Origin of the sequence: Mycolicibacterium madagascariense (genome assembly GCF_010729665.1) — a bacterium.
GTDB classification, from domain to species: Bacteria; Actinomycetota; Actinomycetes; order Mycobacteriales; family Mycobacteriaceae; genus Mycobacterium; species Mycobacterium madagascariense.
Window position 1 is genome coordinate 1700656 of sequence record NZ_AP022610.1, and the last position, 23161, is coordinate 1723816.

General features: G+C 67.7%; 21 protein-coding genes and 2 pseudogenes. 8 read left to right on the plus strand and 15 right to left on the minus strand.

All coding sequences use genetic code 11. From position 1 onward, the window contains the following. Positions 1-22 precede the first annotated feature (22 nt). The 5 genes from G6N60_RS08005 to G6N60_RS08025 form a co-directional block, all read right to left on the minus strand. On the minus strand, positions 23-859 hold the full coding sequence (locus tag G6N60_RS08005) for a PaaI family thioesterase (RefSeq protein ID WP_163734986.1): 837 nt from the start codon (positions 857-859) through the stop codon (positions 23-25). Continuing rightward, entirely contained in the window at positions 856-1596 is a 741-nt protein-coding gene (locus G6N60_RS08010; protein ID WP_163734988.1) for a FadR/GntR family transcriptional regulator, read from the minus strand. The genes G6N60_RS08005 and G6N60_RS08010 overlap by 4 nt, the downstream gene beginning before the upstream one ends. 105 nt (positions 1597-1701) lie before the next feature. Continuing rightward, complete coding sequence (locus tag G6N60_RS08015; RefSeq protein WP_163734991.1) at positions 1702-2844, minus strand: acyl-CoA dehydrogenase family protein; 1143 nt, start codon at positions 2842-2844, stop codon at positions 1702-1704. Between the two features lie 24 nt (positions 2845-2868). Further along, the gene (locus tag G6N60_RS08020; RefSeq protein WP_163743633.1) at positions 2869-3831 is read right to left on the minus strand and encodes an acyl-CoA dehydrogenase family protein; all 963 of its coding nucleotides are present in this window, start codon (positions 3829-3831) and stop codon (positions 2869-2871) included. A gap of 23 nt (positions 3832-3854) precedes the next feature. Beyond that, entirely contained in the window at positions 3855-5063 is a 1209-nt protein-coding gene (locus tag G6N60_RS08025; RefSeq protein ID WP_163734994.1) for an acyl-CoA dehydrogenase family protein, read from the minus strand. Positions 5064-5173: 110 nt separating this feature from the next. Between G6N60_RS08025 and G6N60_RS08030 the strand changes: the two genes are divergently transcribed. The 6 genes and pseudogenes from G6N60_RS08030 (at position 5174) to G6N60_RS08055 (ending at position 10378) form a co-directional block, all read left to right on the plus strand. Beyond that, the gene (locus tag G6N60_RS08030; protein ID WP_163734997.1) at positions 5174-6661 is read left to right on the plus strand and encodes an aldehyde dehydrogenase family protein; all 1488 of its coding nucleotides are present in this window, start codon (positions 5174-5176) and stop codon (positions 6659-6661) included. 24 nt (positions 6662-6685) lie between these two features. Continuing rightward, a complete protein-coding gene (locus G6N60_RS08035) occupies positions 6686-7897 on the plus strand; it encodes a CaiB/BaiF CoA transferase family protein (protein ID WP_163735001.1) in 1212 nt (403 codons plus the stop codon). Continuing rightward, a complete protein-coding gene (locus G6N60_RS08040; protein ID WP_163735004.1) occupies positions 7897-8838 on the plus strand; it encodes a VOC family protein in 942 nt (313 codons plus the stop codon). Before G6N60_RS08035 ends, G6N60_RS08040 begins: the two co-directional genes overlap by 1 nt. A 23-nt stretch (positions 8839-8861) precedes the next feature. Beyond that, positions 8862-9638 carry an SDR family NAD(P)-dependent oxidoreductase gene (locus G6N60_RS08045; protein WP_163743635.1) on the plus strand — a complete coding sequence of 259 codons (777 nt, stop codon included), beginning with the start codon at positions 8862-8864 and terminating at the stop codon, positions 9636-9638. 83 nt (positions 9639-9721) lie between these two features. Then, a pseudogene (locus G6N60_RS08050) lies at positions 9722-9874 on the plus strand (type II toxin-antitoxin system VapB family antitoxin); the annotation flags it as partial. Positions 9875-9978: 104 nt separating this feature from the next. Then, a pseudogene (locus tag G6N60_RS08055) lies at positions 9979-10378 on the plus strand (VapC toxin family PIN domain ribonuclease). Position 10379: 1 nt separating this feature from the next. Here G6N60_RS08055 and G6N60_RS08060 read toward each other — a convergent pair. The 8 genes from G6N60_RS08060 to G6N60_RS08090 form a co-directional block, all read right to left on the minus strand. Beyond that, entirely contained in the window at positions 10380-10820 is a 441-nt protein-coding gene (locus tag G6N60_RS08060; protein ID WP_163735010.1) for a nuclear transport factor 2 family protein, read from the minus strand. A 23-nt stretch (positions 10821-10843) separates the two neighbouring features. Continuing rightward, positions 10844-11755 carry an SDR family NAD(P)-dependent oxidoreductase gene (locus tag G6N60_RS08065; RefSeq protein ID WP_163735012.1) on the minus strand — a complete coding sequence of 304 codons (912 nt, stop codon included), beginning with the start codon at positions 11753-11755 and terminating at the stop codon, positions 10844-10846. A gap of 18 nt (positions 11756-11773) precedes the next feature. Then, positions 11774-12964, minus strand: a complete 1191-nt coding sequence (locus G6N60_RS08070; protein ID WP_372510940.1) for an acetyl-CoA hydrolase/transferase C-terminal domain-containing protein — start codon at positions 12962-12964, stop codon at positions 11774-11776. A 124-nt stretch (positions 12965-13088) separates the two neighbouring features. Beyond that, complete coding sequence (locus G6N60_RS28515) at positions 13089-14234, minus strand: acyl-CoA dehydrogenase family protein (protein ID WP_246240440.1); 1146 nt, start codon at positions 14232-14234, stop codon at positions 13089-13091. Between the two features lie 30 nt (positions 14235-14264). Next, positions 14265-15410, minus strand: coding sequence for an acyl-CoA dehydrogenase family protein (locus G6N60_RS28520; RefSeq protein ID WP_246240442.1), 1146 nt, complete (start codon positions 15408-15410; stop codon positions 14265-14267). Next, positions 15407-16900, minus strand: a complete 1494-nt coding sequence (locus G6N60_RS08080) for a class I adenylate-forming enzyme family protein (protein WP_179969663.1) — start codon at positions 16898-16900, stop codon at positions 15407-15409. The genes G6N60_RS28520 and G6N60_RS08080 overlap by 4 nt, the downstream gene beginning before the upstream one ends. A gap of 91 nt (positions 16901-16991) precedes the next feature. Continuing rightward, positions 16992-18212: a cytochrome P450 gene (locus G6N60_RS08085; protein WP_163735018.1), complete on the minus strand. Its 1221-nt coding sequence runs from the start codon at positions 18210-18212 to the stop codon at positions 16992-16994. Positions 18213-18234: 22 nt separating this feature from the next. Further along, the gene (locus G6N60_RS08090; RefSeq protein ID WP_163735022.1) at positions 18235-19389 is read right to left on the minus strand and encodes a thiolase family protein; all 1155 of its coding nucleotides are present in this window, start codon (positions 19387-19389) and stop codon (positions 18235-18237) included. 132 nt (positions 19390-19521) lie between these two features. On the opposite strand from G6N60_RS08090, the gene G6N60_RS08095 reads away from it, so the two are divergent. Both G6N60_RS08095 and G6N60_RS08100 read left to right on the plus strand, forming a co-directional pair. Continuing rightward, complete coding sequence (locus G6N60_RS08095; protein ID WP_163735024.1) at positions 19522-21018, plus strand: class I adenylate-forming enzyme family protein; 1497 nt, start codon at positions 19522-19524, stop codon at positions 21016-21018. Between the two features lie 11 nt (positions 21019-21029). Further along, entirely contained in the window at positions 21030-21332 is a 303-nt protein-coding gene (locus tag G6N60_RS08100) for a hypothetical protein (RefSeq protein WP_163735027.1), read from the plus strand. A 3-nt stretch (positions 21333-21335) separates the two neighbouring features. On the opposite strand, the gene fadD12 is transcribed toward G6N60_RS08100, so the two are convergent. Next, on the minus strand, positions 21336-22964 hold the full coding sequence (gene fadD12 / locus G6N60_RS08105; RefSeq protein ID WP_170312549.1) for an acyl-CoA ligase FadD12: 1629 nt from the start codon (positions 22962-22964) through the stop codon (positions 21336-21338). Between the two features lie 4 nt (positions 22965-22968). Continuing rightward, positions 22969-23097, minus strand: coding sequence for a hypothetical protein (locus G6N60_RS28865; protein ID WP_263992102.1), 129 nt, complete (start codon positions 23095-23097; stop codon positions 22969-22971). Positions 23098-23161: the final 64 nt, after the last annotated feature.

The following is a 23161-nucleotide window of genomic DNA, read 5'->3' on the forward strand; positions in this document are numbered from 1 at the left end:
TTGCCCGAGAGAAGATTTCGGCTCAGCGGTAGCCGGTGGCCCGCGCCACCAGCGCCACCTTGCCGTCGTCGCCGATGGCCTGCGCGTCGGCGACGCCACTGCTGCGGCCGACGCGCACCGCCGCTCCCACGTAACGGGTCCGCGCCCCAGCGACGAAGGGGCGCAGGAAGTTCACCCGCAGCGATGCGGTCTGCAGGGGAGTGTCGGCGCGGCCCTCGTTCATCGCCGCCGATGCCGCGAACTCCAGGGCGGCCGATGCGACGCCGCCGTGCACGATGTCGATCTCGTTGTTGAGGCAGGGGTCGACCCGCTGCGACAGGACGTGGCCGGTGGCGTCGGATGCCACGCGCACGGCCATGCGATCGGCGATCGGCGTCTCGTGGGTGAGCTCCAGTGTCTCGGCCGGCCACTCCGACGAGCGGGCCTCGACGGCCACGAAGAAGGAACGGACGGTGCCGCTGCCGATCACGGTTCCGTCGTAGCTCAGCATGCAGATGCCCAGGGATGTCGTGCCCAGAGGACTGAGTGCGTGTGCGGTCGCCAGCACGGGACCGTCGAGGTCGCCGAGACCGTCGAGACCCACGTCCATCGACAACTCGCTCGACACCGTCCAGTGGCCCGGCGGCCGACGGTAGTGATTGACGATCCCCGCTGCCGCGTCGACCAGGATGGCGAGCGGCCCCACCGTCGGCGCAGCCGTGAAGGGATTGCGGTAGCGATTCATCTCCATGGCGATCGACGCAGTCGCGGCGGCGACGTCGGATTCGAGGTAGGTCATCCCGAACCGCACCTGAATCGAGTCGGGCGTTTCGAGGTCCCGGTGGTCGACCTCGTCGACACCGGTGTCGACGTCGGTCATTCGAGGAGGTCGACGACCGTGGACATCTCCGAGCCCGTGAGGACGAATTCCTCGGCCTTCTGCAGGTGGCGCTTCCAGAGTTCGCCGGCCTTGTCGGCGTCGCCCGCCTTGATCATGTCCAGCACCATGCGGTGGGTCTTCGACGACCGCCGGACCGCCTGCTCCGCTCGCGCACCCGCGGTGGGTTGCAGTGAGCGGTTGGCCTTTTCGATGATGTGATGGAGCATGTCGCTGACGATCTGCAGGGTGTCGTTACCCGACAGCCGGGCGATCGCCGCATGGAAGTCGGTGAGTTGGTCGACGGCGTCGCTGCCGGGGTTCAACTGGGCTTCGCGCTCGACGATCTCCTCGAGTTCGGCGATTGCCTTGGGGTCGCGGTCCCGTGCCAGCCGCTCGACCATCGGCACCTCGAGGGCGGCCCTGGCGTCGTAGACGTCCTTGACCTTGACGCCCTCGTATTCGAGGATCAACCCGGCGTACCGGGCCAGGGTCTCGCGCCGAGGGCGGGTGACGCGGGCTCCGCCGCGGACGCCACGCTGCACCTGGATGAGCGACTCCGATTCGAGCACCCGGAAGGCTTCGCGCAGCGTCGGCCTCGACACCCCGAAGCGCTCCATCAGTTCCGACTCCGGGGGCAGCATGGTGCCCTCGGTGATCTCGCCGCGGATGAACATCCGCCGCAAGACCGTGGCCACCCGATCGGCCATCTTCGGTTCCCGAAGACTGGTGACCTCCATGACAACCTCCACGAGTGACGCCGATAGAAACAGCTAACTATTTGTCAGGTTAAACGACTTCCTGGCAGGAACCTGCAGTGACGTGTGCGTCAGTGACGAAGATCATCAGTACCCCATCGCCCGTCCCATGAGGTCCTTCATGATCTCGGTCGTGCCGGCGTAGAGGCGCTGAACCCGAGAATCGCGCCACAGCCTGGCCACTTCGTACTCGTTGATGTAGCCGTACCCGCCATACATCTGCAGGCAGCGGTCGATGATCTCCCACTGCACCTCCGAGGTCCACCACTTCAGGCCCGCGGCATCCTGATCGCTGAGCGTGCCGTCGTTCACCGAGAGCACGCACTGGTCCAGGTAGGTCTGGGCGGCGTCGAGCTTGGTCTGCATCTCGGCCAGGAAGTGCCGGTTGACCTGAAACTTGCCGATCGGTTGCCCGAATGCGGTGCGTTCGGATGCGTACTGCTTGGTCAGGTCCAGGGCGCGACGAGCCGCGGGTAGTGCGTAGCAGGCCACGCCGACCCGTTCGCTCGGCAGGTTGCCGACCAGGTGGTAGAAGCCCCGGTTGAGCTCACCCACAAGATTCTCCTTGGGCACCCTGACGTCTTCGAAGAAGAGCTCGGCGGTGTCGGCGGAGTACTGGCCGATCTTGTCCAACTTGCGGCCGCGGCTGAACCCCTCCATGCCGTCCTCGATCATCAGCAGACTGATGCCCTTGTGACGCTCGGACGGCTCGGTCTTGACGGCGGTCAGCACCAACTTGGACAGCAGGCCGTTGCTGATGAAGGTCTTCTGACCATTGACCACCCAGTGGTCGCCCGCGTCGCGCGCCGTCGTCTTGATGCCGCCGAGATCCGACCCGGCTGCGGGTTCGGACATCGCGATCGAGCCGATCAGCTCGCCGGTGACGAAGCCGGGCAGCCAGCGCTCCTTCTGCTCGTCGGTGGTGAGGTTCTGCATGTAGGGCATCAAGATGTCGTTCTGCACGCCGAGGCCGATGCCGACCGACCCGGTCAGGAACATCTCCTCGGAGATGATCTGGTTGAACCGGAAGTCCTTGACGCCGAGACCGCCGTACTTCTCGTCGAACTCCCACCCGATGAGGCCGGCGGCGCCGGCGGCCAGCCATGCCTCGCGGCTGACCTTGCCGTCCTTCTCCCACTTCTCGACGTTCGGCACGCACTCCCGTTCGAAGAATGCGCGTGCGGTGGCGCGGAAGTCGTCGTGGACGTCTTCGAAGATGTTGCGGCGCATGGTGATTCCTTCTCTGCTCGGGCTCTAGTCAGACCAACCGGCGAGCGTGGGAAGCGCGCCTTCGGACGAGTCGTCGATGAGGCGTTGGGCCAGCAGCGCCTCGATCTGCTGATGTGAACCGCAGAGCGCATCGAGCTGGAAGCCACGGGTCACGTAGCGGTGCAGATCGTGTTCGATGGTCAATCCGATTGCGCCGCATACCTGTAGGGTCGCGTCCGCGACGGTGCGGTGGGCCCGTCCGGCGGCGGCCTTGGCGATCAGGGCCGAGAATTCCCCGCCGTAACGCCACGTCTCGTCGAGCAGCGCACGAGCGCCCTCCAGGTTCGCCTTCGCCTCGGCGAGGAGGTGGCGCGGCGACTGGAACGCGCCGATGGGCGAGCCGAACTGCACGCGCACGGTGACGTGCTCGACGGCGATGCGCAGCGCCTCGTCCGCGAGCGCGACGAGTTCGGTGGCCAGCGCGCGGTGCGCCGCCGCGATCGCCAGGCTCCACTCCGCGGTCGCGGGGACCACGTCCCCGTCGAGCGGCCCGCCGACCCGGGTCCAATGGGCAGACGAGTCGAAGGTGTCCATCCGGGTGCCCACGAGCCGCTCGGCGTCGACGACCTCGAGCGACACGGTGCCCAACGCGCCCGCCACCGGAACCACCAGTCGCCCGGTGCTCGGAATCGGCCCCAGGACGATGCCGTCGACCTGCTGCGTGTCGGCGGAGGGTGTGAAGCCCAGCGCGACGGCGGGTAGCACGATGCCGACGACGTCGGTGCCCACGGCTGGCGCCAACTCGGCCAGGATCACCTTGGCGAGGCTGTCGGTGTGGGCGAGTGACCGACCTTCGGCCCGAAAGAGCAACTCGCAGGCGGCAATTGGATACTCCGCCTCGATGTCGGACCAGCCGAGCTCCGCCAGCGGCGGTCCGATCGCGACGTGGCCGCCGGGGTTCTTCGTAGCCACCTCGTCGAAGAGCCGGAACACGGCTTCCTCGACCATCGCCCACGATTCGTCGGGTGTGCTCACCGCTTCTCCTTCGGTAGCCCGAGCAGGTGATCGGCGATGATGCCCTTCTGCACTTCGGCGCTGCCGCCCATGATCGTGGCGGCGCGGGTGTACCACCACTTCGCGCGGACGGCGTCGAGCTCCGTGTGATCGCCCTCGCCGGCCCCGGCGATCACCCAGTCACGCCGAACGTCGAGCACCAGATCGTTGATGTCCTTCTCGGCCCTGGCGAACAACAGTTTGTCCACGCTGCTCTCCGGCCCGACCATCCGACCGTCGGCGAGCGTCCGGACCGTGGTGGCGCCGCGCGCCTGAGCGGCCAGGACGGCGACGTAGGTCTGCGCGAAACGCTCGCGATGGGCCTGCGAGGCGCCGTGGGCGACGATCTCGTGGCGCAATCTGCCCAGCTCGGTCAACGCCGTGGTGGTCACCGCGTAGCCGTACATGCCGCGTTCGTACTGCATCAGATACATCACGACGCCCCACCCCGCGCCGACGTCGCCGATGAGGCGGTCACGCGGCACCCGGACGTCGTCGAAGAAGACCTCGGCGAGTTCGCGGCGTCCGCTGGCGAGCGTGATCGGACGGACGGTGACCCCTGGGGTGTCGGCGTCGACGAGGAAGGTGCTCAGGCCGCGATGCCTGCTCTCGGGCGTCCCGGTGCGCGCCAGCACCATGAACCGCGTCGCCGTCGGGCCCTGGCTGGTCCAGATCTTCTGACCGTTCAGGACGAACCCACCCGCGCCGTCGTCGGAGGCGCGGCAGCGCAGGCTGGCGAGGTCGCTGCCCGACTCCGGCTCGGAGAAACACTGCCCCCACCACTCGGCGCCGCGGAGGTAGTTGGGTAGGACCTGGGCGGCCAGCTCGGGCGCATACGTGTAGGTCGCCGGCCCGATCACCTCGAGGGTCCAATGCTGTTCGGGTACCGGCAGCATCGCGGCGGCCAACTCGTCGAAGTAGGCCGCGCGGTGGACTTCGTTGCCTCCGAGTCCGCCGAACTCCTGCGGCCAGCCGTACCTGTTCCACCCGGCTTCGTGGAGGCGGCCCATGATCGCGGCGTGCTGGGCGAGTTCGTCCTCGGCGTTGTCGAACACCGCCGAGCGCCATTCGTCGGCCCAGGTCAGCTCCCGAAGCCAACGTCGGAATTCCTCGCGATACACGGCGACGTCGGAGGCATACTCGTCGTGGCGGTGGCCGGTTGCGGCACTGTCGACCGGGGCGGACAACCAGTTCCCCTTCCTGGACGTTGATCTGCCTGTGCGGCCGAATCAGCTAAACAGTTATCTATAAACGGTTACAATAGCCCACACCGCCACTTCTGTGAGAGGGACCGCCAATGACGGCTTCACCCATCGCCGCCTCCACCGTCAGCTTCCATCCTGAGACCCGTCTCTTCATCGATGGCCAGCTGCGGGAGTCGTCGTCCGGTACCACCGCCGACAACGTCAACCCGGCCACCGAGGAGGTGCTCGGCGTCGCGGCCGATGCCGGTGCCGAGGACATGGACGCCGCGATCGCCGCCGCCCGACGGGCGTTCGACACGACCGACTGGTCGACCAATCACGACTTCCGTCAGCACTGTCTGATGCAACTGCACGATGCACTCCAGGAGGAGAAGGAGGACATGCGTGCCGAGGTCGTCGCCGAAGCGGGGGCTCCGCTCGGCATGACCTACATCGCGCAATTGGACTGGCCGCTCGCGGAGGCGATCCGCTGGCCGGCCGCGTTCATCTCCGAATTCGCCTGGGAGCGACAGCTCGACGAGGCCGCTCTCATGGGCGTGCCCTATCAACGCGTCGTGGTCAAGGAGCCGATGGGCGTCGTCGGCGCCATCACGCCGTGGAACTTCCCGGTCGAGATCATCAGCAACAAAGTCGGTCAGATTCTGGCGACCGGCAACACCATGGTCCTCAAGGCGCCCATCGAGACCCCGTGGACCGCGCTGCGCTGGGGCCGTGTGATCGCGGAGAAGACGGACATCCCCGCCGGAGTGGTGAACATCGTCACCGCGTCGGACAACGACGTCGCGCAGCGCCTCCTGACCGATCCGCGCACCGACATGATCTCGTTCACCGGGTCGACCGCCGTCGGTGAGCTGATTCAGCGACTCACCGCCTCGACGATGAAGCGCAATCTGATGGAGCTGGGCGGCAAGTCGGCCTATCTGCTGCTGGAGGATGCGGACCTGACCTCGACGGTGCCCGGGTGCATCGGGGCACTGATGCACTCCGGTCAGGGCTGCGCGCTGACCACGCGGATGCTGGTGCCGCGCAACAAGTACGCCGAGGCAGTGGAGATGGCCACCGCCATGTTCGGTGGTGTCACCGTCGGCGATCCGACCGATCCCGCCAACTTCTGCGGTCCGCTGGTGTCGGCGAAGCAGCGCGACCGCGTCATGGAGTACATCCGGGTGGCCAAGGAGCAGGGTGCCAGGGTGACGGTCGGTGGCGGCAAGCCCGAGGGGCTGGACCGCGGATACTTCGTCGCACCAACGATTCTCGCGGACGTCGAGCCGGATCACCGGGTCTTCCAAGAGGAGATCTTCGGGCCCGTCGTGACGATCACGCCGTACGACGGCGGCGACGACGGCGCCGTCGCGATGGCCAACGACTCCATCTACGGCCTGGCGGGCACCGTGCTCGGTGATCCCGACCGGGCGATGGCCGTCGCCCGGCGGATCCGCACCGGATCGGTGAACGTCAACGGTGCCATCTTCTACGGGGCCGACGCGCCGTTCGGCGGATACAAGATGAGCGGTATCGGGAGGCAGAACGGCCTCGAGGGGTTCGAACAGCATCTCCAGACCAAAGTCATTGCCTACTAATCGATCTGCGAAGCGAAGGAACCAATGTCTGACATTCTCAGCGGAATCCGTGTCGTCGAGTTGGCGGCGTGGACGTTCGTCCCCGCGGCCGGTGCCGTCCTTGCCGACTGGGGTGCGGACGTCATCAAGGTGGAGCATCCCGAGACCGGCGACCCCCAACGGGGGCTGATCAGCTCCGGGCTCGTCACCGGCGCGGGCGGTGTGAACCACTTCATCGAGCAGCCGAACCGGGGCAAGCGCAGCATCGGCCTGGACACCTCGTCCCCGGAAGGTCTCGAGCTGTTGATGAAGCTGATCGAGACCGCCGACGTCTTCGTCACCAACCTCCTCCCGGATTCCCGGGCGCGCATGGGAATCGACGTCGATCAGGTGCGGGCCCGCAACCCCAAGATCATCTACGCCAGGGGTCACGGGTACGGCACCAAGGGCGATTTGGCTTCCCAGGGGGGTTTCGACCTCGCCGCGTACTGGGCGCGCGGCGGCATCGCCGATGCGTACTCCGACGGCAAGGGGTCCTATCCGCCGATCCAGCGGCCGGCATTCGGTGACTCCTACGGCGGGCTGGCCATCGCCGGTGGCATCGCCGCGGCACTGCTGAAGCGCGAGCGCACCGGTGAACCCTCAGTGGTCGACGTGTCTCTGCTGAACGCCGCCATCTGGCAACTCGGACCCGACATCGTCGGATCGGGCGTCACCGGTCAGGACATCCCGAAGTTCGACCTCGCGGAGATGCCGAACCCGGTGGCCAGCATCTACAAGACCCGTGACAACCGCTTCATCGCGTTCGTGCTGCTGCAGGCCGACCGGTTCTGGTCGGACTTCTGCACCAGGCTCGGCCGAACCGACTTGATCGGCGACGAGCGCTTCGCCAGTGCGGCAGTGCGTTTCGCCAATCGCAAGGAGTGCATCGCCGAGATCCGATCGGCGTTCGAGGGGCAGGATCTGTCCCACTGGGAGAAGGCGTTCGCCGGGTTCGACGGGGTGTGGGACGTCATGCACACGGCGCACGAGGTACACAGTGACCCCCAGGTCATCGCCAACGGCTACCTGCCGCACGCCACCAACACCAGCGGCATCGAGTTCGCCCTCGCTGCCAGCCCGGTGCAGTACGACGAGACACCGCTGACGTTGGACCGCGCCCCAGAACACGGGGAGCACACCGACGCGCTCCTGGCCGAACTCGGATTCAGTGAGGACGAGATCATTCAGTTCAAGATCGACTCGGTCGTGCTGTAGTGGGGTCTGACCACCTCGCCCGACGCTTCCTGCACGTCAACCTGAACTGCGCATCGCTCGATGCGACCGAGGGTCTCTACGCGGCCAGGCTCGGTCTCTCGGCACGGATGCGGACCGATCCGAGCGTCGCCACCGACGGCAGCATCCTGGGCCTCGACGGCGAAACCTTCTGTGCGACATCGTTTCTCTACGATTCGCGGGGCGGTCGCGGCGGGTGTGCCCTCGAGGCCATCGAGTACTTCGATCCGAAGCTCGCGCAGGATTCGAGCACCGACCCGACCCGGCCGGGCATTCGATCGGCGTTGCTCACCGTCGCCGATCTCGACGCCACCATCGCGACCCTGCGCGAGAGCGACATCGCCACGAGCGACGCCGTCGACGGGTTGATCTCGGGCGCCGAGGCGGTGCTCTTGGTCGATCCCGATGGCGTGGTCGTCGAAATCGCCGAGGCGCCGAGCGACAAGCCGGGTGCGCTGTTCGCCGGCATCCGCATCGCCGCCATCGACGCCGTCGCCACGGGGGAGTTCCTGACGGCGATCGGCTTCATCGAGGTCGAGGCCCCCGCCGCGGCGAAGATCGCTACCGATCGACTCACACCGGGCGGCTCAGCGGAGCCGGAGGAATGCGTCGTCGCACGGTATGTGCTCGCCGAGGACGCTCAGCAGTTCAGTCTGTGCGTCGTTCAGCATCCCGACACCCGTGGCAAGGATCCGGTGCCGTGGGGTGGCAATCGCCAGGGTCTCTACCGCGCGGCGCTGCGCGTCGAGGACGTCCACGCCGCGATGGCCGAGCTGCCGAATCACGTTCAGCGCATGGGTGATCCGGTGTGGTGTCCGTTGCCGGGCACGAAGATCGAGGGCCTGCACATCTCGTTCCTGCGGTCACCCGACGGCGTGGTGTTCGAGTTCGTCGAGCGCCCGCTGAGCTTCTTCGCGCGATGAGGGTGTGACCGGTGGATCTTCAGATGGTGGGCAAGGGGTACGTCGTCGTCGGTGGAACGGCGGGCATGGGGCTGGCGGCGGGGCGGGCACTGGCGCGCGAGGGCGCCTCCGTCGTGCTGGTCGGACGCGATGCCGACCGGGCGAAACGGGCTGCCGAGGACGTCGCCGCCGCGGGTGCCGCGGCGGCGCATGGACTGTCCTCCGACGTGAGTCAACCCGGAGCGGCCGTGGCCGCGGTGGAGGAGGCGGTTCGGATCCTTGGCAGGCTCGACGGCATCGCGATCACGATGGGCACCGCGGGCATGATGCCCATCGACTCGGATGACGACGCCTGGGAGACGGCGTTCCGCGACGTGTTGCTTGCCACGACGCGCAGCGTGCAGGCCGCGCTGCCGCACCTGACGGTCAACGGCGGCGCGATAGTCACCACGGCGGCCTACTCGGCGCGCTCGCCGCACGAGCCGCGACTTCCGTACGCCAGCCTCAAGGCCGCGGTCGCCACGTTCACCAGAGGCATCGCCCGCACGCACGGCAAGGCGGGCATCCGCGCCAATAGCGTGGCACCGGGGGCAGTGGAAACCGATGCGCTGCATGCCATTCGGGGATATGTCGCCGAGAGCAAGGGCTACCCCTACGAGGAGGCGCTGGAGCGGGCGCTGGTGGAGGACTTCGGCTTCGACGCTGCCCTCGGGCGGCCCGGCCAGCCGGACGAGATCGGTGCCTTGATCGCCTTCCTGCTGTCGGACGTCGCTGCCTTCGTCACCGGGCAGACCATCTTCGCCGACGGCGGGGCGCCCTGAGATGAAGAACCCCGTAACGCGGAGTCACGGTATGTTGGTAATGAATGCCAAGTTGATACATTGCCAACAGTTGGAGTGTTCAGGTGGCGGTGACACAAATCGACCTCGACGATGAAGCGCTGGCCGAAGTCATGCGGATCGCCGGTGTGCGCACCAAGAAGGATGCCGTAAACCTCGCGATGCGCGATTTCGTCGAGCGTTTTCGCCGTATCGAGGCCCTGGCCGGGTCTCGCGAGCAGTCAAAGAACTGGGATTACGAGAGCAGTCTTGCCGTACGTGCCGCCGAAAAGACCGTCGGGGCTTGATCTCGTTCTTGGTGAACTCATCTGCAGTGTGGCGTCTGCAGCGTCACCCCGGAACTCACCGAGGCCTGGCACTCCTCGCTCGTCAGTGGCGCCATTGGTTCGTGTGAACCGCAACGAGCCGAGTTCCGCCGGTCAGCCCGGAATCGTGCCGAGTTCGATGAAATGAACGAGATGTTTCGCGATGTCTACCCCGACGTGCCGTTGCCGAAATCGGTATGGCGATGGATGGATTCAGCACAGCACCGACTCGCGGGGTCGGGTGCAGTGCGTGCCCTATCCGTTGTCGACCTGCTGATCTGCGGTATCGCGGCGGCGCGGGATCTCGTCATTCTTCATGACGACAACGATTACGAACTTGCCGAGCGTCACCTGCCAGGCATCAGAGTGCGACGTGTCGTTCGGCCCGGCCAGCGGCTGACCGGCGGGGCGCCCTGACTCACGCCGTCGACCCCGGCCGCTTCCCGTCGATCGAGACCCGACGCCGGGCGAACAACCAGTGGCCATCGACCGGCACCAACTCGTCGCGGTAGCGACCCCAGTGGTCGACCGCGTCGACCAGGAACACCGCGAAATAGGCGTCCGAGGTGATCCGGTCGGGCGCGATCGAGGTGAACAGCAGGTTGGCGACGTAGTGCCGCATGATGTGATGCGTGCCCGGCGGCGGCGCGTCCGTGCGGGGGAACTGAGCGGCCACCTCGCCGAGCGTGGCCGCGATCTCGCTTCTGCCGTGTGCGCTGAAGCGATCCTTGACCTCGAGCACACCGTCCTCGGTGAAGCACTCGGCCAACTCCGCCAGGCGCCCGCGGTCACCCGCGTGGTTGTAGCGGGCGTAGGTGTCGCGCACGGATTCTCGCGCGAGCAATTCCTCCAGTGTCATGGCACTCCCATCGGGTGTCTCGTCTACGTGGCGGGCAGCGGCCCGACCAGTCCGCGCGGTGACGTACCGTACAGCCAGCTGACGGCCTGGCTGAGCTCCGAGAACGTCAGCGCAGCACCATCTTTCGCGTAGTACGCGCCAGGTGCCTCGGTGAAGCCCTGGATGCGTGTCAGCTTGCCACCGTTGATCCGTAGGATCTGTCCCGTCAACCAGGACGACTGCGCGGATTGCAGCCAGGCGACCACTGCCGAGCTGCGGGCGGGATCCAGAGCGGGATCGTCGGCGCGGTCGGCGAACACGTCGGCGGTCATCCGGGAGGCCGCCAACGGTGAGATCGCATTGACCGCAACACCGTATCGCTGCGCTTCGAGCGCGGTCACCACGGTCAGATTGGCGATGGCGGCCTTGGCGGCGCCGTAGGCGCTCTGCCCGACGTTGCCCCACAGCCCGGCTCCCGACACGGTGTTGACGACGTGTGCGTCGATCGGATTGCCCGCCTTGGACTGGGCCCGCCAGTATTCGCAGGCGTGCCGGGTGACGGCGAACGTGCCTTTGAGGTGTACCGCGATGACGGCGTCCCAGTCGGCCTCGGTGGCGACGGCGACCATGGCATCCCGCAGGATCCCGGCGTTGTTCACCACCCCGGTCAGCGACCCGAACGTGTCGACGGCCGCCGAGATCATGTCGGCGACGTCGGCCCAGGCCGAGACGGAACCGGTGTGCGCGATGGCCTTTCCGCCGGTCGACTCGATCTCGGCCACGACGTCGGCCGCCGGCCCCGAGCCGTCACCGCTGGAGCCGTCGGTGCCGACCCCCGGGTCGTTGACGACGACCGCGGCGCCTTGGCGCGCCAGCTCGAGGCAGTGTGCACGGCCGATCCCGCGACCGCCCCCGGTGACCAGGACGACCTTGCCGGTCAGCGGACCTTCAGACATCTTCGGCAATCTCCTTCATCACGAGAACAATTCGGCGATCAGGCGCTGACGCTCCGACCAACTGGCCGCGCGCAGATCCGCGTGACCGCGCTCGGTGACGATGACGTCGACGTCGTGTGCCGGGGTCGATGCCGGTCGGCTGAGTCGCTCGACCAGGGGTGGCCTTCCGTTGACGCGCGACGGCACGGCGATGATCGACAGGCCGCCTTCGCTGAGTCGGCCGGCGGTGCAGTAGTCCGGGTGACCGCCGATGCCGCCGAACACCTTCTCGCCGATGCCTTCGACGTTGACCTGGCCGTAGGGATCGATCTCGATGGCGGTGTTCACCGCGACGAACGGCACTCCGCGCGACAGTCGGGTGAGGTCATGGGTGTGTTCGACGCCGTGCAGGATGGCGCGGCCGTCGGCCCAGTCATACAGCTCGTCACCACCGAAGAGGTACGTCGCCGACGGCGTTCCCTCGAGCAGACCGTTCTTGTCGAGGTCGACCACGGCGTCGGTGAGCATGCCGGTATCGATCCGCAACGGCACCTGCGCGCGTCGCAAGAGCGCCGTCCCGAGCTGACCCGGCCCGTACTGCAGACGGGCACCAGCCGGGATCAACCGCAACACGTGATCGGCGAGCGCGTCGTGCAGCGGTTCGGGATCGCGCTGCGGCACCTTCGTCAGGCCGAATCGCACCGTGCCGAGCACCTCGACCTCGGAGTCGTCGAGCGCGGGTCCGGCGGCCGCAGCGGGCGCCCTGGCGTCGACGACACCCAAAGTCCGCGTGCCGGAGTCGAACACCGCGCGCTGCCAGGACACCTCGCTGCCGAACTGCAACCGGCCGTCACGACGCACCAGTCGGGTGAGCAGCACGTCGGGCCGCAACACGTCGGCCACGAGCGCAGGGATCGCGGCCAACCGCGTCGGCAGGAAGCGCGCGGTGGGGCTGCGCAAGACGTCGCGCACGCCCCACCCCGGCATCAGCGCCACCACCTCGGCGAAGGCGTCGGCGTCCAACCCGTCGACGGGCGTCGGCAGCCAACCCACGATCAGACGGATCCCACCCACCTCGCGCGCGACCGCGCTCAGCGACGCTCCCACTGATGCGTCGTCGTCGAGGCGGCACAGCGTGCCCACGCCATCACCGAGTGCCAGCGTCATCCCGGGGCGCAACGCTCGCCGCAGCGCACCCTCCAGGGCGGTAGCCGTCAATCGCATCGTCATCGGGATACTCGGCTATTCGCGCAAGCGCTCATCGGGATACTCGGCTCTTCGCGCAAGCGCTCATCGGGATACTCGGCTCTTCGCGCAAGCGCTCATCGGGATACTCGGCTCTTCGCGCAAGCGCTCATCGCGGTTCTTTGGGGAGCCCCAAGACCCGCTCCCCGAGGATGTTGCGCTGAATCTCGCTGGTGCCGCCCAGGATGGTCTGGGCTCGACCGACGAGCATGTGGTGCACCAGTTCGTCGTCCGCAGGGTCGACGCAGGCGTCCACCCCGAGCACCTCGGTGGCCATGTCGCCGAGGTCCTGATCGGTCTCCGAGGTCATCAGCTTGAGCACCGAGAACGCCGGTGACGTCAGATCACCCGACGCGATCGCGCGCTGCCAGGTGTAGCGCAGCAGCCACATTCGAGACCACAGCTTCGTCATCGACCGCCCCAACACCGGGTCGAGGAGATCGTGTTCGCGCGCCGCATCCACCATGCGCTCGTGGAGTCGAAACATCGACACGGCCTGGGTGCCCAGCGTCAACCGTTCGCGGCCGAGCGTCACCATGGCGACGGCCCAACCCTGCCCCACGTCACCCACGAGCGCGTCGTCTCCGACTTCGGCGCCGTCGAAGAACACCTCGTTGAACTTGCTCTCACCGTCCATCTGGATCAGCGGCCGCACCGTCACGCCAGGGGTGTCCATCGGCAGGACGAACATCGACAGGCCGCGATACCTGTCGGGACCCGTGCGCGCCAGCAGCAAGCCGTAGTCCGCCGAGGCGGCCGCCGAACTCCACACCTTCTGACCCTCTATGCGCCAACCGTTCTCCGTACGCTCGGCGCGAGTGCGGAGGCCGGCGAGGTCCGAGCCCGCGCCCGGCTCGGAGAACAGCTGCGTCCAGACGGCGTCGCCGAGCCGGATCGGCTCCAGATAGCGCTCCTTCTGCTCGGGGCTGCCGAAGGCGATCAGTACCGGACCCACCAGATCGACGCCGGTGATGTTCAGTTGGCGGGGCACACCTGCGCGGGCGCACTCCTCGGCGAAGACGGCCTGATACGCAACCGACGCTGCGGCACCGCCGAATTCGAGCGGCCAGTCCAGGCATGTGTAACCGTGATCGGCGAGATACCGGTGCCACGCACGGCCCGGCTCGACGTCGTGGGCAGTGGGCGTGGGTCCGTAGTTCCGCAACCCGGCGGGTTTCGGTGCGCTGGTGAGGAATTCGCGAAATTGCGCGCGGAGGGCGCCGATGTCCTCGACGAGGTCGGGGGAGGCCGTCACCGAGACTCCTTCAGAAGAGCTGGCCACTGGTCACCGTCCGCCGAGGAGGTTGGTCACCGCGGCCAGCCGGTCCCAATGCTGGGCGGGGGAGCCGAGCACCACTTCGTCGGTTCGCGCCCGCCGGAGGTAGAGGTGTGCGGGGTCCTCCCAGGTGAAGCCGATGCCGCCGTGAATCTGCACGTTGGTGGCCGCGGCGTTGCGCAGGGATTCCGAGCACACCGCCTTGGCCATGCTGGCGCGCCACGGCGCCTCCTCGGCGATGGTGGGGTCGTCGGTGTCGCACGCCTGGAGTGCGGCCTGAGACGCCGAGCGTGCCCATTCGAGGTCGACGAGCATGTTGGCGCACTTGTGCTTGACGGCCTGGAAGCCGCCGATCGGACGACCGAACTGCTCGCGGGTGCGCGCGTGCGCGGTGGCGATCTCGAGCACCCGCTCGCAGGCGCCGACCTGTTCGGCCGACAGCACCGCGAGAGCCACGTCGACGTTGCGCTGCACGACGTCGTCGATCGGCCCGTCCCAGGAGATGCGGGTGGCCGACGCCCCGCTCAGCGTGATGGTGGCCATCGGTCGGGTGCCGTCCAGTACCCGTTCGGAGTGCACGTCGACGCCGTCGCCCCCGGCGTCGAGGAGGAAGACCGCGGGCTCGCCGTCGGCGTTGGCGACGACGACGACGTCGTCGGCCGCGGCGCCACCGAGCACGTGGCGCACGGTGCCGTCGACGCGCCACTGGCCGGCGGACTGCTTGGCGTGCAGCGTGATTGCCGACCTGCGCCACACGCCGCCGTCTCCGGTGAGTGCGGCTGCTGCCGTGCGCCGTCCCTCGACGAGCGCGGTGAGCCGCTTCTCCGCATCGGGGTCGTGGTCGGCCAGATCGAGCAGCAGCCCGGTCGCCAGCACCGTGGAGCTGACGAAGGGCACGGGCGCGAGCACGCGCCCCAATTCGTGAGCGACGACGCCCAGCGCCGACGTGCCGTAGCCCGCGCCGCCGAACTCCTCCGGCAGCGCGATGGCGGCGATGCCGACCTGATTGCAGAGCACGTCCCACAGCGCGGTGTCGAAGCCGGCACCGTCAGCGTAGGCGACGGCGCGCACCCTCTCCTCGGGTGCCAGACGTTCACAGGCGGAACGCACGGACTGCGCCAGCTCCCGGCGTTCGTCGTCTGCCAACGCCGTCATGTGCCGCCTCCTGCAATGGTTTTGGCGAGTTCGGACCTCGCGACCTTGCCCAGTCCGGTCATCGGGAACTCGTCGACGACGACCAACCGCTCCGGCCACTTCTGCTTCATCAGCCCGCGTTCGTCGAGGAACGCGCAGACCTCGTCGAGCGTGACGTCGCGGTGCCGGGGTGACCGTCGCACGACCGCGCACACCAATTCGCCGCGCACCTCGTCCGGTTGGCCGACGACGGCGATCTCGTCGATGAGGGGGTGGGCCAGCAGTTCGTTCTCGATCTCGTCGGGCGCGATGTTCTCACCCTTGCGGATGATGAGGTCCTTCGTGCGACCCGTGACGACGATCCGCCCGTCGGGCCGGAGGTAGCCGCGGTCCCCGCTGCGAAACCAGCCGTCCTCGGTCCTGGCGGCCTCCCACTGGGCCCGGTCCAGATACCCCGGGGTGAGATTGCCGCCCCGCAACTCGATCTCGCCGGTCGCACTGATGCGAACGTCGGAGCCCGGGATGGGGCGACCGGTGCTGTTGGCCAACTGCTCCTCGGTGTCTGCGGCCTCACTGACGCAGATCATGGGTGCCTCGGTCATGCCATAGGCGTGCACGACCGGGATCTTCAGGTGTTCGCGCACCTGCCGGTGCACCTCGGGCGGGCACGCCGCGCCGCCGCCGATCAGCATGCGCAGTGTGGGCACCAGCAGTTCGTCTGTCGCCGTGGACATTTGAGCGGACACCAGCATCTGGTAGAACGCCGTACTGGCGCCGGTCACGGTGACGCGGTGCTCGGCGAGCAGCCGGGGCAGCTCGTCGGCGGTCACCTTCGGAACCAGGAGCACAGGGAAGTCGCCGAGCAGCGCGGCGGCCAGGTACACCATTCCGCCGACGTGGGCGATCGGGAACGCGATCGTGCCGACTTCCTCGGGGTGCCAGCCCAACCCGACGTGCGCGACGTATCCGCGCGAGGCGCTCAGCAGGCTGACGTCGGTGTGTCGGACCCCCTTGGGAGTGCCCATGGTCCCCGAGGTGAAGTACACCCAACTGGGTTCGTGGGCATCGAGCGGACCGCTGAGTTCGGGATGTGGTGATCGCATCGAGACTTCGAGGCGCTCGACGAGGTCGTCGGGGACCACGACGGTGCGGATGCCCGCCGGGGCGTTGGCGGCGGTCGACACGTCGACGAGCAGCAGGTCCGCGCCAGCGACGTCGAGGGTGACGTGCACCTCCCGCGCCCGGTAGAGGTGCAGCACCGGCGCCTGGACGACGGGTGCGCGGGCCAGAGCCAACATCAGCAGCGCCGCGTTGACCGTCGACGGCAACTGCCAGGCGACGGTCATGCCCGGTCGCACGCCCGCCTCCCACAGCCAGCGCGTGGCGGCGGAGGAGAGCGCGGCGACCTCGCACGTCGTCAGCGCCGCTCCCGTGACGTCGAGCAGCAGGGGGCGGTCCGGTCGCGTGTCGGCGCACTCGTCCAGCAGCTCGGCGATCGTGCCTGCCGTCACCGCATCTCCCGTCATACGCTCTTAAGTTCTAAACATTTAACCAATTAGATGGCGCGCGCTCCAACTTTTGCCGCAGTCGGGCTGCGCGGTCTCAGTTCATCCGTCGGCCGGGAGTGAATCGGACCTTCAGTGCGCGCACGGCATAGACCTCGCCGGCGTCGTCGAACAGCTGGGGTTCCTCCGCCAGTTCGAAGTCGGGCAGTCGTCGCAGGATCTGGGTCAGCATGACGTCGAACATCATCTTGGCGTAGTGCGAACCGAGGCAGCGGTGCATGCCGACGCCGAAGGCCATCTGCTTCTTGGCATTGGCACGCGCGAGGTCCAACTGGTCGGGGTTCTCGAACACCGCGGGGTCACGGTTGGCCGCCGCCCACATCAGAATCGCCCGGTCACCCCGACACAGCGGCTGACCGTGGAATTCGGCGTCCCGCGCGACCGTTCGTGCCAGTCCGAGAGTCGGCGTGTAGAGCCGCAGCAGTTCGTCGGTACCCTTCTTGATCAGGCCCGGGTCGGCGATGAATTGCTCACGTAGGGCGCGGTCTTCGCACAGTCGCCGCAGCACGTTGCCGGTGAAGCCACTGGTGGTGTCCATCCCGCCGAGCATCATCAACACGGTGTACATCGTGATTTGACCGTCATCGAGCGGCGTGCCGTTCAGGGTGCCCCGCAGGATGTCGCTGAACAGGTCGTCGCCGAGCCCGTCGGCGCGACGCCGCTCCATGTGCTTGACGATCTCGCCGAACATCTCCATGCCCGCGACTCCGGCCTTCTCCGGATCGTGGGCGCGGTCGTGCACCGTACTGTGCACCCACCGCACCCAGTCCATGTGCCGCGACTCGTCGAAGTCGAGCAGGCGCAGAATCAGGCGGGCGGGCAGGGGTGTGGTCAGTTCACCGACCAGATCGCACTCACCGCGCTCGATGAAGGCGTCGATCGCCTCGTTGGTCATCTCGATCGCGGCCTCGCGGAACCGCTCCGCCGAACCTGGTGAGAAACGCTTGAGCGTGACCTCGCGCAATTCCTGGGTCTCCGGTGGATCCGACTCGATCGGCAGGATCGGCAGTGGCATCTCGCTGGCGGGTACGCCGACCGACGGGAAGGAGTTGAAGAGCGCGTCGTCGCGTGCGGCGTCGAACACCGAGGCGTAGTCGACGAGCGCCCAGAAGCCCTCATAGTGATCGGAATACGCCACCGGACAACCCGATTCACGCATGCTCCGGAAGCGGGCGTGAGGATCCTCGCGAAACGCCGGTGAGTGGTGGTCGAGGTCCACCTCGGCACGTGGTCGTGAGTCGGCGTGAACGTCGGTCATCGGTGGTGCTCCCCTCGTCGGCCTATCTCGAAAGAATGGCGACCGCGGCCGTGCCCGGCGCCCCGTAGAGCTGGGCGAGCCCAACCCGCGGATCGTTGGGTACCTGGCGGTCACCTGCGGTACCCCGAAGTTGTTGTACGAGTTCGTAGACCTGGCGAAGGCCGGAGGCGCCGACCGGCTCGCCGTTGGCCAGCAGTCCGCCATCGGTGTTGACCGGGAGCCGGCCGCCGATCGTGGTCACGCCGTCGGCGAGGAGGGCCTCCTGCTCGCCGTCCTTGCACAGGCCGGTTTCGGCCATGTGGATGATCTCCGAACCCGAGTCGGTGTCCTGCAGCTGCGCGACGTCGACGTCCTCGGGTCCGATCCCGGCCATCTCGTAGGCGGCATGGGCGGCCTGCGCCGTCGTCCCCGGCACGATGGGCAGCTCGATCGAGGTGCGCAACAGCTCGTAGGCACCCTCCTGTCGGGAGCGCAACGCGGTGGCGCGCAGGTAGATCGGACGGTCGGTGTACTGCGTGGCCTTGTCCGCGCGGCACACCACCACGGCGGCCGCGCCCTCATTGGGGTTGCAGTACATGAATTGGCGCAGTGGAGCATTCACCAACGGAGAGCTCAGGATGGCCTCGACGCTCATCGGCTTGCGCCGCCAGGCGTGGGGCGCCAGGGCTCCGTTGTCGAAGTTCTTGGCGGCCACGCGGGCGAGGGTCTCCTCGCTGATGCCGTGATCGTGCATGTAGCGCATGATCTTGGTGCCGAAGTAGTGGGTCGTCAGGAACATGCCTTGATCGCCGTACCACTGGGGCAACCCCGATACCGAGGGGTCCGCGCCGAAGGCGCCGCGGGGATGCTTGTCCAGCCCCACGCCCACCGCGATGTCCGCCTCGCCCAACTGGACGTCGCGCGCCGCCAGCGTGAGCAGCGAGTTGCCGGTCGCGCACCCGCTGAGCGTCGCCCTGGCGGGAATCCCGGTCATGCCCGCGAGCCCGGTCACGGCCTCGGGGTTGGACACCTCGAGAGAACCGGCGTACAGGCTGCCGACGGCAGACCACTGCACCCCGGCGTCGCGCAGCGCGCGACTGATGGCGACCGCGCCCATCTCCAGCGCCGATCTGTCCTCGTAACGCCCGAAAGGATGGAGTCCGACGCCGATGATGGCGATGTCGGGCGCGCTGCTCATGGGGTTCCCTCCGGACTGCTCCGCGTTGACGACGATGTCTCTAAGCCTATAACTATATATCTGATTCGATGGCGTGACGCTAGAATCATCGGGCGCCCGAGACGGCGCCGTCGCAATGAAGGCTGAGGACCCTTGAGTATTTCGCTACTGCTGGAGATGGCTGAGTCCGGCGACCCCGATCGCGTGGCGGTGGTCGACGGTGATCGACGGTTCACCACGAGCGAGCTCAGCGGCCTGGCCGACGGGGGAGCGGGCGTGATCGCGGCCTCGGGCGCCCAGCACGTCGTCTACGTCGGCGCGGGCGGCGTGATGCAGCCGCTGCTGATCTTCGCCGCGGCGCGTGCCGCCAAGCCCTACACGCCCATCAACTACCGCCTCAGCGCGGAGGCCATTCGAGAACTGGTGGACCGGCTGCCCGATCCGTTCGTGATCGTCGACGATCGCTACCGCGACATGGTGGCGAGCGACGATCGGCTGCAGACGTCGGAGCAGTTCCTGGCCGCCGCACGGACGGCAGAACCGGTCGTCGAGTTCGCCGATCCCGACGACGTCGCGATCGTCCTGTTCACCTCGGGCACCACGTCCAAGCCCAAGGCGGTCGAGCTGTCGCACGGCAACCTCACCAGCTACATCACCGGCACCGTCGAGTATGGCGCGGCCGACCCCGATGACGCGGCGCTGATCTGTGTTCCGCCCTACCACATCGCCGGGGTCAACGCCGCGATGTCCAATCTGTACGCCGGCCGAAAGATGGTGTACCTGACCAACTTCGACCCCGGCGAATGGGTGCGGCTGGTCGCCAGCGAGAAGGTGACGACGGCGACCGTCGTGCCCACCATGCTCGACCGCATCGTCCGTGCGCTGGAGCGGGAGCCGACGGCCCTGCCGTCACTGCGCAACCTGGCGTACGGCGGCTCGAAGGTTGGTCTACCGCTGGTGCGCAAAGCGCTGGAACTCCTGCCCGAGGTGGGATTCGTCAACGCCTACGGCCTGACGGAGACCAGTTCCACGATTGCGGTGCTGACACCCGAGGACCATCGCACCGCGCACGGGAATGAGGACGCCACCATCGCCCGGCGGCTGGGCTCAGTCGGTCAGACCGTGCCCGGCATCGAAGTCGAGGTCCGCGACGACACCGGTGCCGTGCTCGGCCCCGGTCAGCCGGGCGAACTCTTCGTGCGCGGAGAGCAGGTGTCCGGCAAGTACACCGGCGTCGGATCGGTGCTCGACGAGCACGGGTGGTTCCCGACGAAGGACATCGCGATGCTCGACGAGGAGGGCTATCTGTTCATCACCGGGCGTTCGGATGACACCATCATCCGCGGCGGTGAGAACATCGCCCCCGCCGAGCTCGAAGACGTCCTCGTCGAGCATCCGCACGTTCACGAGGTTGCCGTGGTCGGAGTTCCGGATCCGCAGTGGGGCCAGGCGATCGTCGCCGTCGTCGTTCCCGCCGAAGGCGTCGAGCCCGATGCCGACGAGTTGCGCGAGTACGTCCGCACGCTGCTGCGCGGATCCCGTACGCCGGACCGGGTCGTGTTTCGCGACGAGTTGCCCACCAATGCGACCGGTAAGCTCCTCCGGCGCGACATCATCGCCAGCCTGCACGACGCACGTGCCGAGAAGTAAAGGAACACAGCATGATCAAGAACGGCACGCGACTCCGCAGCCAGGTCTGCGACACCCAGATCATCGTCGTCAAAGCCGCCGCCAGCCTCGACGACCTTCGCTGTGGCGGGCAGCCGATGCTGGCGCTCGACGCCGACCGGCCCGAGGGATTGACCCCCGACGCGAATTTCGCCGATGGCACGACGATGGGCAAGCGCTACGTCGACGACGGTGACGCCGAAGTCCTCGTCACGAAGGCGGGGGCCGGTTCCCTCAGCGTGGGCACCACGCCGTTGGTGATCAAGGAAGCCAAGCCACTGCCTGCCAGCGACTGATGGTCAGTCCGGCTCGACGAGAGCCTGGAGCTCTCGGCGGACGATCTTTCCGGTGCTGCCGCGCGGGAGTTCGTCGAGCACCGTAATGGTCCTTGGCACCTTGTAGTTCGCGAGGTTCCTCCGGACGTGAGCCTTGAGGTCTTCGGGCGTCGCGGCCGCACCGTCGGCGAGGACGACGAACGCGACCAGCCGTTGCCCGTACTGCGCGTCGTCGACGCCGAGCACCGCGGCTTCGTGGACGTCGGCGTGCCCCGACAGCGCCTTCTCCACCTCGATGGGGTAGACGTTCTCGCCCCCGGAGACGATCATCTCGTCGTCGCGGCCCACGACGAACAGGCGGCCCGCATCGTCGAGATGGCCGACGTCGCCGGAGGACATGAAACCGTCCCGAAAGTCCTTGGTGGCGCCCGAGGTATAGCCGTCGAACTGGGTGGAATTGCGAACGTAGATGGTGCCCGTCTCGCCGGCGGGCAGATCCTGGAAGTCGGGGCCGAGGATGCGAATCTCGGTGCCGGTTGCGGGGGTGCCCGCAGTGTCCGGGGCGGCGCGGAGGTCCGCTGGCGTCGCGGTGGCGATCATGCCCGCCTCGGTGGCGTTGTAGTTGTTGTAGATGACGTCGCCGAACTGGTCCATGAACGCGATGACCACGTCGGGGCGCATCCGTGAACCGGAGGCGGCGGCGAATCGCAGAGAGCGGCAGCTGTATCGGGCGCGCACGTCGTCGGGGAGTTCGACGATGCGGTCGAACATGACGGGCACGACGCACAACCCCGTGGCTTGGTGCTCGTCGACGAGGGCGAGGGTGGCCTCTGGGTCGAACCGGCGGCGGGTGACGACGGTGCACGCCATCAGGGCGGCGAAGGCCAGCTGACCGAACCCCCACGCGTGGAACATCGGGGCCACGATGACGACGACCTCCTCTGCGCGCCAGGGGGTCCGGTCGAGGATCGACACGAGGGCGTCGGGACCGCCGCCGGAATGCTTGGCCCCCTTGGGTGATCCCGTGGTACCCGAGGTCAGCAGAACGAGCTTCGACTGGCGGTCGGTCGGTGACGGGCGCTGGCCGGCGTGCCCGCTGATGAGGCCGTCGACCGTGACGGCGTGCGCGCCGGGCTCGTCCGTCCAGGCGACGATGCGCGCGGCGTTGGGCCGCTCCGAAAGAGCTTCGGAGATCGAGGGTGTGAACTCCTCGTCGAAGATGACGGCGTCGACCTCCTCGCGCGCCACCACTTCCGCCAGGGCGGGCCCGGCGAAGGACGTGTTGAGGAGCAGGACGTCGGCGCCGATCCGGTTCGCCGCGACGAGGGATTGCACGAACCCGCGGTGGTTGCGCGCCATGATGCCGACCACTCGCGGCGCGCCTGCGGGCAGGTCCTGTAGTGCCGCGGCCAGCGCGTTACTCTGCTCGTCGAGCTCCCGCCACGTCAGTGTGCCGCGCTCGTCGATCAACCCCGGACGGTCCGGGCACCGTTGCGCGCTGATGGCGAATCCCGTAGCGGCAGAGACACCTTCGCGTCGCACGGCGCGCCCCATCCGCAGATATCTATCGGGTCGCATCGGTGCGATGAGCCCTGCGCTCACCAGCGTTCCGAGAAGTCCCGCGGTCGTCCTGACGCGATCGGCGATACCCACGGGCTCAACCCCGCCCGCGGACCTGCGCGCGGTGCCGGCCCTCGATCACCGGTCGGATGATGCCCCTCAACCGTTCGGTGAGTACGGGGTCCCACGTGGCGATGACCGACGAGTCCCTGTCAGACGGGGTCACTCGGGCCTCCTGCCCTCGATATCGATAGATGTTTAGATGTTACCCACGCCACAGGGCGGGTACT

What these genes read in the sequence shown, in the direction of transcription:
- G6N60_RS08065 (WP_163735012.1), bottom strand. Translation starts at nt 11,755, where the DNA reads ATGTCTGAAGGTCCGCTGACCGGCAAGGTCGTCCTGGTCACCGGGGGC.
- G6N60_RS08030 (WP_163734997.1), top strand. Translation starts at nt 5,174, where the DNA reads ATGACGGCTTCACCCATCGCCGCCTCCACCGTCAGCTTCCATCCTGAG.
- G6N60_RS08090 (WP_163735022.1), bottom strand. Translation starts at nt 19,389, where the DNA reads ATGAGCAGCGCGCCCGACATCGCCATCATCGGCGTCGGACTCCATCCT.
- G6N60_RS08010 (WP_163734988.1), bottom strand. Translation starts at nt 1,596, where the DNA reads ATGGAGGTCACCAGTCTTCGGGAACCGAAGATGGCCGATCGGGTGGCC.
- G6N60_RS08085 (WP_163735018.1), bottom strand. Translation starts at nt 18,212, where the DNA reads ATGACCGACGTTCACGCCGACTCACGACCACGTGCCGAGGTGGACCTC.
- G6N60_RS08100 (WP_163735027.1), top strand. Translation starts at nt 21,030, where the DNA reads ATGATCAAGAACGGCACGCGACTCCGCAGCCAGGTCTGCGACACCCAG.
- G6N60_RS08015 (WP_163734991.1), bottom strand. Translation starts at nt 2,844, where the DNA reads ATGCGCCGCAACATCTTCGAAGACGTCCACGACGACTTCCGCGCCACC.
- G6N60_RS08070 (WP_372510940.1), bottom strand. Translation starts at nt 12,964, where the DNA reads ATGACGATGCGATTGACGGCTACCGCCCTGGAGGGTGCGCTGCGGCGA.
- G6N60_RS08020 (WP_163743633.1), bottom strand. Translation starts at nt 3,831, where the DNA reads ATGGTCGAGGAAGCCGTGTTCCGGCTCTTCGACGAGGTGGCTACGAAG.
- G6N60_RS08045 (WP_163743635.1), top strand. Translation starts at nt 8,862, where the DNA reads ATGGTGGGCAAGGGGTACGTCGTCGTCGGTGGAACGGCGGGCATGGGG.
- G6N60_RS08060 (WP_163735010.1), bottom strand. Translation starts at nt 10,820, where the DNA reads ATGACACTGGAGGAATTGCTCGCGCGAGAATCCGTGCGCGACACCTAC.
- G6N60_RS28520 (WP_246240442.1), bottom strand. Translation starts at nt 15,410, where the DNA reads ATGACGGCGTTGGCAGACGACGAACGCCGGGAGCTGGCGCAGTCCGTG.
- G6N60_RS08035 (WP_163735001.1), top strand. Translation starts at nt 6,686, where the DNA reads ATGTCTGACATTCTCAGCGGAATCCGTGTCGTCGAGTTGGCGGCGTGG.
- G6N60_RS08005 (WP_163734986.1), bottom strand. Translation starts at nt 859, where the DNA reads ATGACCGACGTCGACACCGGTGTCGACGAGGTCGACCACCGGGACCTC.